Raw genomic sequence first — 11,124 nt, forward strand, 5'->3', positions numbered from 1 at the left:
GTCATGGCGTCGACGGTCCTGCCCGGTCGCCAGATCTATCTGGAAGGGCGCGGGCGCGATGCGATCGAGGCGCGGCTGCGCGGGATCGACGTTTCCGTCGATGCCGGCAGCTATGTGTGTGTACGATGCCACGGCGCGGATGGCGGCGGCGCGAGCGAGGGCGGTATTACCGCGCCGCCGCTGACCATCGCGCGTGATATGAACGTCGCCGATACGCGCAAATGGCTGCACGGGGCGCTGGTCGAGGGGCGCGGTCATGACGGCCGCCGGCTCGGCGATGCGATGCCTGCCTTTCGCCTGTCCGCAGCCGATCTCGACGCGCTCGCCACCTATATCCGGACGCTGCCTTATCCGGCGGAACCGGGCATTGAGGAAGATGAGATCCTCATCGGCATCGATCTGGCCGGTACCGGGCTAACCCCGGCCGAACGCAGTATCGCCGTCGCGCACTTGCAAAAGACCGCCGATACACGCGCCGGGGCGAACGGTATCTTCGGGCGGCGCCTGGTCCTGATGGACGCGGCCGCCAAGGACCAGATCATCACGCTCTCCTGGTCATCCGCGGCGTCTGGGGAACGTCTGCATTTCGCCGTACGTGCCGACGATCGAACGGACGCGAGATGCGACACATGCTGCGGCGCGTTGCATGAAAGTGTCGACGGCCAAGCGGAGCGGCTCAAGGCTTTTCTTCAACGCCAGGGGCGCTCGAGCGTCATTGTGGACAGCGCCCAGAATGTGCATCCAGCGACGTCGAGCACGGCCGCGGCGATGATCTATAGCGGAAACGCCGCTGCAGAGCTGGCGGCACTGCTGGCGATAACACCGTCTGACCGCGACGTCTATGCATTCACCGAGGCTATCTCGCCGACACAGTTCAGAGACGCACCCCGGGTCGCGTTTGTCGCTTCCATTGATCTTCAAGCGCAGGTGGAGGCTGTACAGTCGCTCTTGCAGCAGTCGAACGAAACGTCCCTGTCGGCGCACGGAGCCAGTGTGACGATCGAAATGGCAAAGGCGCTCGATATCGTCCTCGACCGGCTGGCATCTCGGGGCCGTCGCATTTCGCAATACGTGCTGTGCAGCGATCTGGCGCGGGCCTCGAACGTGCAACGCCCGCTCACGATAATTCACGGCGGCGGGCAAGCACTTGAAGTCGTGAAACCGGGCAGTTGAATCTCGACTAGCTGCCTTCAGCGGTCCTTGTCATCATGCTTTTCAGGAAATCCAGCATTTCGGGGGCATCCCATTGGCGTTCGCCGACGGCCTTGTAGATCAAGCGCCCGTCCGGGTCGATCAACAGGTTCGTGGGTAATCCGAGCACATCCCAGTCGCTCAAGGTGATGTCTTCGTCTACAAGAATCGTGAAATCGACCGGCACCTCGGCAAGAAATCGGTCGATACCAGGTTCGGCCGGACCGACATGGATACCAACGATTTCAAAATCAGCCTCTTCGAGGGCTTCGTTCAGCTTGTTCATGGCCGGCATTTCGCGGCGACAGGGTTTGCACCAGACGGCCCAGAAATTGACCATCAGATACTGGCCGCGATACTCGGATAGCTCATGCACATTTACATGCTGACCATCGAGGGACGCTGCTCCCTCACCGCCGACGGTACGGATCGCCAGCTCGAAGTGACCTGCAAGACCGGACCGGACGAGTACAAGAAGCAATACCTGGGCCTGAGCGACAACGTGACGTACTTCGCCGAGCAACTGGAACCGGCGGGTGTCAGCGTTTACCGCTACCGCGTCATCCTCAAGCCGGAATCCCTGGCGCCGAGCGTGGAGATGGAAACCAGCCTGAAGGGTTGAGTTTGTCTCTTATGCAAACCGCCCCGCCTACTCGTTCGATGCCGGTCTGAATCGAAGCCGCTACCCCTCGACCCACAGGAAACGCTCTTTCGACAGCTCGCTCTCTCCATCCCAGCGGTAGGCACATAGCTTGCCCTCGCCAGTGCTCTGCGTGTGGCCCGCGGCGATACTGTAGTCCAGGCAGGCGATATAGCGATTGAGCGGTTCCGGTTCGCCGGTCAGCCAGTAATGGCCGACGAACAGCGGCTTGTCGCCGGCATAGCCGGGCAAGATGTCTTCCGGAACCGGACAGGTGGGCATGGCCTCGAGCTGGTCGGCGGGCACCATGGCCAGGTCACGATAGCTCAGCTGCTCCAGCGTCCACCAGCGGGGGCGAATATGATGGCGCGGGTTACCGTCCTTATCATGGAACTCGTATCCCCTGGGCAGCCGGATTTCCAGACCCTTGACGACGGTTTCCAGCGCGTCGAACGGGGCGGAATCCTTGCGACATAGCGCGGGCCAGGCGTCCGGCAGGATGCGCTGTTGCTCGTCCATGTAGTCACTGAGGACCCACAGCGACGGCGGGTGCCAGCAGGCGTGGATCACCCGCAGGCCATCGAGATCCAGGTACAGCGGCAGGGTCTTGAACCAGGCAATATGCTCGCGGTGAAGTGGACTATTCTTTTCGACCTGATCGAGATACGCCTGATGCTGGCGCTGGTTCTTTGGAATATGCGGACGTAGATACTCGCCGGAGGATTCCGGGTCTTCCGTCGCCCAGGCCACGGCATTGAATTCGTGATTGCCCATCACCGCCAGGGCCTGACCGGCCTCGACCATGGCCTTGGCGATCGCCACGGTTTCCACCTGCTCTGGCCCGCGATCGACGAAATCGCCGAGAAAAATCACTTGGCGCACCGGGTGTTGCCAGACGCCCTCCCGCTCGGTGTAACCCAGCTTGCTCAGCAGCTGCTTGAGAGAGGTGGCATAACCGTGAATATCGCCGATCAGATCGTACATGTTGCCTCTTTAATTTAAGTTATTGGTCGTCCGCCGCCGGTTGCGCGGTGATTTCTTTATGGCCAACCCGTAGCGAGGCGCGGCTGGGTACTCCACCTTGCCAACCGCCCAGTACCTGGCCGAAGGGATCGATTTCGATAGCGGCGTCTCTAGCATGGAAGAACAGGAAGCGCTTGGCGGTGCCCCAGATTCTTACATCGCCGTCGGTTTCCGCCATGAATTGGCGTACGCGCCGCCGGGCTTCTTCGATTTGCTCGTGCCATGGCCTGCGCCAGAATCCCTTGGGAAATTTCAGGTGTCGCATCGGCTCGCAAACCGCTAGAGCGAAAATCGCCGTGCCCGGACGATCCGAGCGCTTGAAGCCGGTATCGATAAAAATGTAGGGCTTGAAGGCATTCCGCTCTTCCCTCAGCCATTGCTGACGCGCGTCGATGGTCGGCAGATAATCCGCTTCGTCCAGGCCGAGTGCCTCGCAGAGCGCACAGAGAAAGGCCCGACTACCGAAACGAAAGTCAAAGCCACCGCTGGTCAGGCCCAGATCGGGATCGGCCAGCACCTTCTGCAGACGATGAATCGCGGTTTCCCTAGGCTTTGGGTAGCCCATTTGCAGCAACAGTTCCGATTCGGGAACCGGCGCCGCCCGGCGCTGCAGCTCCGCACGCAATTTTTCCATCGTAGCCTCCCGGCTGTCCGATCGCGTCAGGTCGTAGAACGCTAATTTGCAAGGCGACGACACAGTGCCGGCACATCGATACGCTTGGCAAGCACCTCCCCGAACCATTCGCCGAAAGTGTGACGCAGCGACTTCTCCAGCGACTGGCCTTGTTCACGCTTCGACAGGATATCCTCGGCAATCGCATCATACTCATCGAAGCAGTCATTTTCCTTGCAGCAGGTATCCATGGGATCGGCATCGAACAAGGCACAAGACAGCTGCTCGGCAGTCAGCGGCATGACAAGCTCCTTCAGGCAGCGGTGGGTTGATCCAGGGGTGAGCACGGCGAATTCCGACTGGCGATCCCGGATTTCAGTTTGAAGAACAGATACTCATCCTCGATGACCTGCAGGTCGTAATCGAATCGCTCAGCCAGGTCGCGGGCAACCCGCGCGTAGATCCAGTCGCGGCGTCCGGACCGGGCGCTAAACGAAAAGATGTTCGGTCGGGTGCTACCGAGCCAGGAATAAATCCGCAGCAACACCTGACGATAGACACGCAGCGGATAGCGGGTCACGCCAATATCCCCGGTAATACTCGGCTCGATGTCCCAATCATCCACGGAGTCAAACGGGTCATAAGTCCATGACTGGTAGGCGGCGTTAGCCCCACCCACGATGGCGAAGGTAATTTCGTGACACTCATCAGCGCGGACTTCATACACGAGCTGATCGATCGTAAAGCGCTCTTTCATGGTTGGATCTCCTGCCGTGCGACGTCATACCATGAGCATAGCCTTGCCATGCGACAGACCGTGTCGCTTATTGCCGCCGCCTGAAGCAATCCTGCTGGATGTCACCGGGATAGAGCGTCCAGGCCCGGCATTGAGCCTCACCGCTGGTGAGTTGGCAGGCGTACCGTTACGTTCCCCCTCACACCTTGGCCATCGAATGGAGCGTTCATGTCGGAGATTCGTGAGACCCTGTTTCGCTACCTGACCCTGCTGCAGCTGATCCCACGCAGTCCTGGTCGCATATCGACGCCGGTCTTGCTGGAGAAGCTGCAGGAACGTGGCTTTCAGATCGAAGCCCGATCGCTGCAGCGCGATCTGCGTGACAAGCTCGCCCTGCATTTCCCTCTGATCTGCGACGACGACAGCAAACCTTATCGCTGGTACTTCGACCGGGAGTTTCACTGCAACCTGCCGGCCCTCGATGTACCCAGCGCCTTGACCCTGGTGCTCGCCGAGGAGTACCTGCGCGGGCTGCTGCCACCGGTCGTGATCGGCCAGCTTGCCCCTCAGTTCTCCGATGCCAGACGGCTGCTGGACGACATGGAACGCAATGGGCTAAGTCAGTGGGCCAAGCGCGTGCGGGCGATACCCAACGGCAAGGCTCTGTTGCCCGCCCAACTCGAGGAGAGCACCTGGCAGAGCGTGGCCCAGGCGCTGCTGGAAAAGAAGGCTCTTGATGTGACGTACCTATCGCGCAGCAGGGAAGTACGCAAGACTTTCACGCTGCACCCGCAAGGCCTGGTGAGCCGCCACAGCGTGACCTACCTGCTGGCCACCGTGAACGACTATGACGATGTCCGTCAGTTCGCCCTGCAGCGGATTGAAGCCGTCGCTTTAAGCAATAACGCGTGGCGCGAGTCTAAGGGCTTCGACCTGGACGACTACATCAGCAGCGGTGCCTTTGGCTACCCGCAGGGAAGCGGCAATGTCCGACTGGTAGCGCATGTCGAACCCCAGGTCGCTTGGCTACTGGCCGAGACGCCGCTGGCCGAACGCCAAACTTTGACGCTGCTTTCCGGCACCGATTGGCAGCAGCTGGAGGCCGAGGTCCCGAACGATCAACAGACGCTGTGGTGGTTGAGGGGAATGGGCGCTAGCGTGGATATCATCGAACCTCAGGCATGGCGTGACGACATTCGGATCAATGCGGAGAAGATTCTGTCGCGTTTCAACAAGGAGCCCGCAGGTGCATGATCGATCAGAACAGACAGAGCTATGCGGTGCAGCACCTGTATCGGGGGTTAGGGGTAAGTCGTAGTAGCTATCAAGCCCGGCGTGACCGGGATAGAACGCTCAGCGAAAAGGGCCAACAGCTGTTGGAGCAAATCAAAATGACGGCGGACTGCCACCGAATGTCGCAGAGATGTAGTACTGGAAAGCTCAAATGACGGTGGCCTGAAACGCTATGCTACTACAGATCTTGTGAAGGTTGCATGCGCAGAACCGAGTCGCGACGCTGCATCAACGCGCGTATAACGACTTATCCTGGAATAAGATTATGAGAACATGCAGCACGAACCGTTTTTCACCCTGAATTCTTATCATGTCGCTCTGGCAGTCGTCGGCGCGATCGTGATTCTTGCGCGTTGGCTGCCGCGCCTGATATCCAAACGTGAACCGGTGGCGGCTCCGCTCATGATCCTTTTCGGTGCGGGGGCCACATTATTGATACCGGGTCTGCCGGTGCTGCCGGATCCGCGCCAGGCGCCTCTGCCTTGGGAACTGGTGAGCGAACTGACCGTCATCGTGGCCCTGTTCGCCGCAGGCATGCGCATCGACAGCTTACGGCCATGGAAAAAATGGCAGCCGACGTTGCGGATGCTTGCCATCGCGATGCCGTTGACCATTCTCGCGGTTGCATTGTTGGGCGTCGGGTTTGCCGGGCTGACCGTGGCCGGCGCGATCCTTCTGGGTGCTGTGCTGGCGCCCACGGATCCGGTTCTGGCATCGGATGTGCAAGTTGGTCCGCCACACGAGGGCTTGGAACATCCCGTACGCTTCACCCTGACGACAGAAGCCGGCCTGAACGACGGGCTGGCGTTTCCGTTTGTCTATCTCGGGCTGATCGTGGCCGCTGAAGGGTTGAACCCCACCGCCTGGGCGCTGGACTGGATTTTATGGGATGTTCTTTACCGGATCGTTCTGGGCGCTGTCATGGGTTGGCTCAGCGGCAAGGCGCTTGGCTACATTCTTTTTATCGTGCCCAGAGGCTCTCTTCTAGCCGAAACCAGTTCAGGGGTGATCGCATTTGCCGCAGTGCTGCTGTGCTATGGCGCGACCGAGCTGGTCGAAGGGTATGGCTTTATCGCTGTCGCGATTCTCGGGCTGACCTTGCGCCGGATAGAAGAGGAACACCATTTCCACCGCCGCCTGCACGATTTCTGCGAATCCATCGAGGACGCGCTTACCGCGCTACTGCTTGTCGCCCTGGGCAGTGTCCTTCCAATTTTGTTAGCGGATCTGAGTTGGACACATTTCGTTGTAGCCGTTGTACTGCTTGCGATAATTCGCCCTGTCTCAGGATGGATTGCGCTGCTGGAAACCGACCTCGATCATCGCAGCCGGGCAGTGGTTTCGATCTATGGGGTACGGGGCATCGGCTCGATTTATTACCTGTGCTACGCGGGGAATCATCTGGAATTCGTCAACGAGAACCAGCTTTGGTCGCTGGTTGGTCTGGTTATTCTTGTGTCGACAATCGTGCACGGTTTCAGCGTTGGCTGGGCGATGGACAGGTTAAGTAAAGATTGACACCGCGAATGGATGTCGCGCTTTTTTGAGGCAAATACCCTGCCTGAATACCTGTCCCAATATAGAACTGGTCCTGGAAGAAACACGGCGGTCTCAATGACCAAGTGCATATATGGTCTCCTCCCGGCTTGCAAGGCCTCAGGCTGAAGAAAGGGACAGGTTGGCTTTCATATATCCGGCCTGTTGTTGAAGCCTGAGGCTTCTGGCCTTGATGAGACATTCGCGCATACCGTCCTTATCAACACTTCGGCATTGGCTGCCTCTGCACTTGCCAGGTTTCTAGTATGCCGGTCTGACCTGTTTTTCATCGTGCCTGTTGCCTACGCAACCTTGGAATTGGAGAGCTGCTACCTCGTCTCGGAAGATTATAATTCCAGCATCCAAAATAGATGAGTGAGTTCATCACTCTGGTGACGAGCGTGGAGGTGAAAACCGGTCTGGATGATTGAGCTCGTTCCTTATGCGAGCCGCATCAAGTGCCAGGGGCGGCTCCATGCGCCACGCTAGCACCCCTACGGCGCTTGGGTCAGGTCGTGGAATTGAACCCCGGTCGCCTTGATGACAGTAATAAGGGTCTTGAGCGTTGGGTTGCCGGTGCGCGACAGGGCGCGGTACAGGCTTTCGCGTGATACCTTCGCCCGCTCGGCAATCGCGGCCATGCCGCCTTGCGCCTCGACCACATGGCGCAGCGCCATCAGAAAGGCCGGCTCCCCGCCTTCCTCATCCAACTCGTTGAACGCCGCGCGCAGATAGACGGCGGCCATATCGGGGTCGTTGCGCAGCATCTCGATAACCGCATCATCGTGGCTTTTCATGCCTTGGTCCTCCTTCGATAATCAGCCAGAAACGCTTGCGCTTGCGCAATGTCGGCGGCTTGGCGCTTCTTGCTGCCTCCTATCAACAGCATGACCAGGCGCTGGCCTATTCTGGCATAGTAAACACGGTAGCCAGGACCATAGTCGATTCGCAGCTCCATCACTCCTTCACCCACGGTCTTTGCATCGCCAGCGTTTCCAGCGGCCAAGCGGTTGAGACGGGTCAGCACGCGCATCGCTGCGTGCCGATTCCTGTGCTTGGTGGCGTCCAGCCAAGCTTGAAAGGGATCGTGGCCATCGGTGGTTAGGTAGTGCGTAAGCTCTATCATGGAAGAATATTGTAGCTTAAAAGCTACATCATGACAGGCTCGTATGACATCGGGCCCGGTTGCTAAACCTGAATTCAGCTTTCTGCGACCAGGCACTAAACGAGGCGAAAACGAAAGGGAGGAAAACGAAGCTAAGTAACTGATTTGTAAGTGGTGCCGGTGGTCGGACTCGAACCGACACACTGTTTCCAGCGGCGGATTTTGAATCCGCTGCGTCTACCAATTCCGCCACACCGGCAACGGGCAGCATTATACGTAGCCGCCGCTCTAGGTCAATCACTGACGCAGGGTCTGACGATCGCTCAAGATAACTGACTTGCCGACGACAAGCCGGTATCCTGTGCGCGCCGTGAAACAAGCCAGTCGAGTCGATGATTCCCATGCAGCGCGCCGATTTTCATTACGACCTCCCCGAGGAACTGATCGCCCGCTACCCCAGCGAGCGGCGCAGCGATTGTCGTCTGCTGTGCGTGGCGGGGGAGTCGGGCACGCTGAGCCATCGACACTTCACCGATCTGCTCGACCTGCTCGAGCCCGGCGATCTGCTGGTGTTCAACGACACTCGGGTGATTCCCGCACGGCTGCATGGCGTTAAAGCCAGCGGCGGACGGGTGGAAATGCTGCTCGAACGGCCCCTGGATGCCTGGCGTGGCCTGGCGCACCTGCGGTCCAGCAAGTCGCCGAAACCCGGCACCGAGCTGGTTTTCGAAGGCGATATCCATGCGGTTGTCGAGGGCCGCCGGGGCGCACTGTTCGAACTGCGCTTTCTCGGCGACACGCCCTTGATCGAGCTGCTAGAGCGTCACGGTCACATGCCGCTGCCGCCCTATATCACTCGGGAGGATGAGCTTTCCGATCGAGAACGCTACCAGACGGTCTACGCAAGACAGGACGGCGCCGTGGCGGCGCCCACCGCGGGGCTGCATTTCGACGAAGCCATGCTTGCCGCGCTCGAAGAAAAGGCCGTGGAGAGCGCCTTCGTGACCCTGCATGTGGGCGCCGGCACCTTTCAGCCGGTACGCGCGGAGGATATTCGCGATCACCAGATGCACAGCGAATGGATCGACGTCAGCGAAACCGTCTGTCGCCAAGTGCGCACCGCCAAGGCACGAGGCAAGCGTGTCATCGCCGTGGGAACCACCAGCGTGCGCTGCCTGGAAACCGCCAGCGCCACTGGCGAGATAGCACCCTACCAGGGCGACACGGATATCTTTATCTATCCGGGCTATGAATGGCGCTGCGTTGACGGCCTGATCACCAATTTCCATTTGCCGGAATCGACTCTGCTGATGCTGGTGGCTTCTTTTGCCGGGTTCGAGACGGTAATGGGGGCTTACCAGGAAGCGGTGGCGCAGCGGTATGCGTTTTTCAGCTACGGTGATGCGATGCTCTTGACTCGCCGGGTCTGATCCTTTTTCCATTCCGCAGGAATTTCGAGTATTGGCATGCGAGACGAATGTTTCATGCAGTTCGAGCGGCTGGCCAGAGACGGACGCGCCCGCCGCGGTCGACTGACTTTCCCCCGAGGAACGGTGGATACCCCGGCCTTTATGCCGGTGGGCACCTACGGCACCGTCAAGGGCATGACGCCAGCCTCCATCAAGGAAATCGGTGCCGAGATCATTCTTGGTAACACCTTCCATCTCTGGCTGCGTCCGGGAACTGAAGTGATCGAGGCCCACGGCGACCTGCACGACTTCGCCCAGTGGGACAAGCCGATTCTCACGGATTCCGGCGGTTTTCAGGTGTTTTCCTTGGGAGAAACCCGCAAGATCACCGAACAGGGCGTGCATTTTCGCTCTCCGGTGGATGGGGCCAAGGTTTTCATGGGCCCCGAGGAATCCATGGCGGTGCAGCGTTCCCTAGGGTCGGATATCGTGATGATCTTCGACGAATGCACGCCCTACCCGGCGAGCATCGAGGAAGCCGAACGCTCCATGGAGCTTTCCCTGCGCTGGGCTCGGCGTTCCCGCGACGCTCATGGCAGTTCACCCTCGGCGCTGTTCGGCATCATTCAGGGCGGCATGTATCCCGAACTGCGCAAGCGTTCGCTGGAAGGGCTGCTGAAGATCGGCTTTGACGGTCTGGCCATCGGCGGGCTTTCCGTGGGCGAGCCCAAGGAAGAGATGATCAAGGTGCTCGACTACCTGCCCACCTGGATGCCGGAAGAGGCGCCGCGCTATCTGATGGGGGTGGGCAAACCGGAGGATCTGGTGGAGAGCGTGCGGCGCGGTATCGACATGTTCGACTGCGTGATGCCCACCCGCAACGCCAGGAACGGCCACCTGTTCACCTTCGCCGGTACCGTCAAGATTCGTAATGCGACACATCGCCACGACACCCGCCCCCTGGAAGATGGCTGCGATTGCTATACTTGCCGGCATTTCTCCCGCTCCTATCTACATCACCTGGATCGCTGCGGTGAAATGCTTGGCTCGATGCTCAATACCATTCACAATCTACGCCATTATCAGCGTTTGATGGCCGGTTTGCGCGGTGCAATCGAAGCGGGTACATTGGCGAACTTTGTCGATACTTACTATGCGGGCCGCGGTCTTGCCGTGCCGCCCGGCCCTTGATTCTCAATCACCTTCAGGAGACTTTCTCCCATGCTGGACTTCTTCATCTCCGCAGCCCACGCGGAAGGCGGCGCGCCCGGAGGCGGCGGCATCGCCCAGATCGTCATGCTGGTCGGCTTCGTCGTCATCTTCTACTTCCTGCTCTGGCGTCCCCAGGCCAAGCGTGCCAAGCAGCACAAGCAGCTGATCAGCGGCCTGTCCACCGGCGACGAAGTGGTGATCGGCGGCGGCTTGACCGGGCGTGTCACCAAGGTCAGCGACGAATTCATCAGCATGGAAATCGCCCAGGGCACCGAAGTCAACGTACAGAAGAATGCCGTGGCGGCGGTTCTGCCCAAGGGCACTCTCAAATCCATCTGATTTTGCTTCCAACCGTCTGACGCGGAG

Annotated in this window: 14 protein-coding genes and 1 tRNA gene; 7 read left to right on the forward strand and 8 right to left on the reverse strand. The window is 59.5% G+C overall.

Annotated elements, in window-relative coordinates:
- Window positions 1-3 precede the first annotated feature (3 nt).
- Window positions 4-1,173, forward strand: coding sequence for a c-type cytochrome (locus tag FGL86_RS00945; RefSeq protein WP_186764450.1), 1,170 nt, complete (start codon window positions 4-6; stop codon window positions 1,171-1,173).
- 7 nt (window positions 1,174-1,180) lie between these two features.
- Here FGL86_RS00945 and FGL86_RS00950 read toward each other — a convergent pair whose 3' ends face one another.
- The gene (locus FGL86_RS00950; RefSeq protein WP_246131824.1) at window positions 1,181-1,531 is read right to left on the reverse strand and encodes a TlpA disulfide reductase family protein; all 351 of its coding nucleotides are present in this window, start codon (window positions 1,529-1,531) and stop codon (window positions 1,181-1,183) included.
- A 30-nt stretch (window positions 1,532-1,561) separates the two neighbouring features.
- Here FGL86_RS00950 and FGL86_RS17865 point away from each other — a divergent pair, with 30 nt between their 5' ends.
- Entirely contained in the window at window positions 1,562-1,813 is a 252-nt protein-coding gene (locus FGL86_RS17865; protein WP_186764452.1) for a beta-sandwich lipoprotein, read from the forward strand.
- Between the two features lie 60 nt (window positions 1,814-1,873).
- Here the strand turns inward: FGL86_RS17865 and FGL86_RS00955 are convergent, their stop codons facing one another.
- From FGL86_RS00955 to FGL86_RS00970, 4 genes are read right to left on the reverse strand one after another with little or no spacing between them, the layout of a single operon-like run.
- On the reverse strand, window positions 1,874-2,815 hold the full coding sequence (locus FGL86_RS00955) for a metallophosphoesterase (protein WP_147182841.1): 942 nt from the start codon (window positions 2,813-2,815) through the stop codon (window positions 1,874-1,876).
- A gap of 19 nt (window positions 2,816-2,834) precedes the next feature.
- Window positions 2,835-3,488, reverse strand: coding sequence for a hypothetical protein (locus tag FGL86_RS00960; protein ID WP_147182842.1), 654 nt, complete (start codon window positions 3,486-3,488; stop codon window positions 2,835-2,837).
- Between the two features lie 41 nt (window positions 3,489-3,529).
- Window positions 3,530-3,769: a hypothetical protein gene (locus tag FGL86_RS00965; protein WP_147182843.1), complete on the reverse strand. Its 240-nt coding sequence runs from the start codon at window positions 3,767-3,769 to the stop codon at window positions 3,530-3,532.
- An 11-nt stretch (window positions 3,770-3,780) separates the two neighbouring features.
- Window positions 3,781-4,224, reverse strand: coding sequence for a hypothetical protein (locus FGL86_RS00970; protein ID WP_147182844.1), 444 nt, complete (start codon window positions 4,222-4,224; stop codon window positions 3,781-3,783).
- 207 nt (window positions 4,225-4,431) lie between these two features.
- Here FGL86_RS00970 and FGL86_RS00975 point away from each other — a divergent pair, with 207 nt between their 5' ends.
- Both FGL86_RS00975 and FGL86_RS00980 read left to right on the forward strand, forming a co-directional pair.
- Window positions 4,432-5,457: a helix-turn-helix transcriptional regulator gene (locus tag FGL86_RS00975; RefSeq protein WP_147182845.1), complete on the forward strand. Its 1,026-nt coding sequence runs from the start codon at window positions 4,432-4,434 to the stop codon at window positions 5,455-5,457.
- Between the two features lie 312 nt (window positions 5,458-5,769).
- Window positions 5,770-7,014, forward strand: coding sequence for a cation:proton antiporter (locus tag FGL86_RS00980; protein ID WP_147182846.1), 1,245 nt, complete (start codon window positions 5,770-5,772; stop codon window positions 7,012-7,014).
- A 512-nt stretch (window positions 7,015-7,526) separates the two neighbouring features.
- Here the strand turns inward: FGL86_RS00980 and FGL86_RS00985 are convergent.
- From FGL86_RS00985 to FGL86_RS00995, 3 genes are all read right to left on the reverse strand, one after another.
- The gene (locus tag FGL86_RS00985) at window positions 7,527-7,829 is read right to left on the reverse strand and encodes an addiction module antidote protein (RefSeq protein WP_147182847.1); all 303 of its coding nucleotides are present in this window, start codon (window positions 7,827-7,829) and stop codon (window positions 7,527-7,529) included.
- The gene (locus FGL86_RS00990; RefSeq protein WP_147182848.1) at window positions 7,826-8,158 is read right to left on the reverse strand and encodes a type II toxin-antitoxin system RelE/ParE family toxin; all 333 of its coding nucleotides are present in this window, start codon (window positions 8,156-8,158) and stop codon (window positions 7,826-7,828) included. Before FGL86_RS00990 ends, FGL86_RS00985 begins: the two co-directional genes overlap by 4 nt.
- 151 nt (window positions 8,159-8,309) lie before the next feature.
- Window positions 8,310-8,396, reverse strand: a tRNA-Leu gene (locus tag FGL86_RS00995).
- Window positions 8,397-8,538: 142 nt separating this feature from the next.
- On the opposite strand from FGL86_RS00995, the gene queA reads away from it, so the two are divergent.
- Genes queA through yajC form a run of 3 tightly spaced genes read left to right on the forward strand, consistent with a single transcriptional unit; the run spans window position 8,539 to window position 11,097 of the window.
- Window positions 8,539-9,567 carry a tRNA preQ1(34) S-adenosylmethionine ribosyltransferase-isomerase QueA gene (queA, locus tag FGL86_RS01000; protein WP_147182849.1) on the forward strand — a complete coding sequence of 343 codons (1,029 nt, stop codon included), beginning with the start codon at window positions 8,539-8,541 and terminating at the stop codon, window positions 9,565-9,567.
- Between the two features lie 54 nt (window positions 9,568-9,621).
- Window positions 9,622-10,737 (forward strand): tRNA guanosine(34) transglycosylase Tgt, encoded by a 1,116-nt coding sequence (gene tgt / locus FGL86_RS01005; protein WP_186764508.1) that lies wholly within the window; start codon window positions 9,622-9,624, stop codon window positions 10,735-10,737.
- Between the two features lie 30 nt (window positions 10,738-10,767).
- A complete protein-coding gene (gene yajC, locus FGL86_RS01010; RefSeq protein WP_147182851.1) occupies window positions 10,768-11,097 on the forward strand; it encodes a preprotein translocase subunit YajC in 330 nt (109 codons plus the stop codon).
- Window positions 11,098-11,124: the final 27 nt, after the last annotated feature.

It is taken from the genome of Pistricoccus aurantiacus, from assembly GCF_007954585.1.
Classification (GTDB): domain Bacteria; phylum Pseudomonadota; class Gammaproteobacteria; order Pseudomonadales; family Halomonadaceae; genus Pistricoccus; species Pistricoccus aurantiacus.

What these genes read in the sequence shown, in the direction of transcription:
- queA (WP_147182849.1), top strand. Translation starts at nt 8,539, where the DNA reads ATGCAGCGCGCCGATTTTCATTACGACCTCCCCGAGGAACTGATCGCC.
- FGL86_RS00985 (WP_147182847.1), bottom strand. Translation starts at nt 7,829, where the DNA reads ATGAAAAGCCACGATGATGCGGTTATCGAGATGCTGCGCAACGACCCC.
- yajC (WP_147182851.1), top strand. Translation starts at nt 10,768, where the DNA reads ATGCTGGACTTCTTCATCTCCGCAGCCCACGCGGAAGGCGGCGCGCCC.
- FGL86_RS00980 (WP_147182846.1), top strand. Translation starts at nt 5,770, where the DNA reads ATGCAGCACGAACCGTTTTTCACCCTGAATTCTTATCATGTCGCTCTG.
- FGL86_RS00960 (WP_147182842.1), bottom strand. Translation starts at nt 3,488, where the DNA reads ATGGAAAAATTGCGTGCGGAGCTGCAGCGCCGGGCGGCGCCGGTTCCC.
- FGL86_RS00975 (WP_147182845.1), top strand. Translation starts at nt 4,432, where the DNA reads ATGTCGGAGATTCGTGAGACCCTGTTTCGCTACCTGACCCTGCTGCAG.
- FGL86_RS17865 (WP_186764452.1), top strand. Translation starts at nt 1,562, where the DNA reads ATGCACATTTACATGCTGACCATCGAGGGACGCTGCTCCCTCACCGCC.
- FGL86_RS00965 (WP_147182843.1), bottom strand. Translation starts at nt 3,769, where the DNA reads ATGCCGCTGACTGCCGAGCAGCTGTCTTGTGCCTTGTTCGATGCCGAT.
- FGL86_RS00945 (WP_186764450.1), top strand. Translation starts at nt 4, where the DNA reads ATGGCGTCGACGGTCCTGCCCGGTCGCCAGATCTATCTGGAAGGGCGC.
- FGL86_RS00990 (WP_147182848.1), bottom strand. Translation starts at nt 8,158, where the DNA reads ATGATAGAGCTTACGCACTACCTAACCACCGATGGCCACGATCCCTTT.
- FGL86_RS00955 (WP_147182841.1), bottom strand. Translation starts at nt 2,815, where the DNA reads ATGTACGATCTGATCGGCGATATTCACGGTTATGCCACCTCTCTCAAG.
- FGL86_RS00970 (WP_147182844.1), bottom strand. Translation starts at nt 4,224, where the DNA reads ATGAAAGAGCGCTTTACGATCGATCAGCTCGTGTATGAAGTCCGCGCT.
- FGL86_RS00950 (WP_246131824.1), bottom strand. Translation starts at nt 1,531, where the DNA reads ATGGTCAATTTCTGGGCCGTCTGGTGCAAACCCTGTCGCCGCGAAATG.
- tgt (WP_186764508.1), top strand. Translation starts at nt 9,622, where the DNA reads ATGCAGTTCGAGCGGCTGGCCAGAGACGGACGCGCCCGCCGCGGTCGA.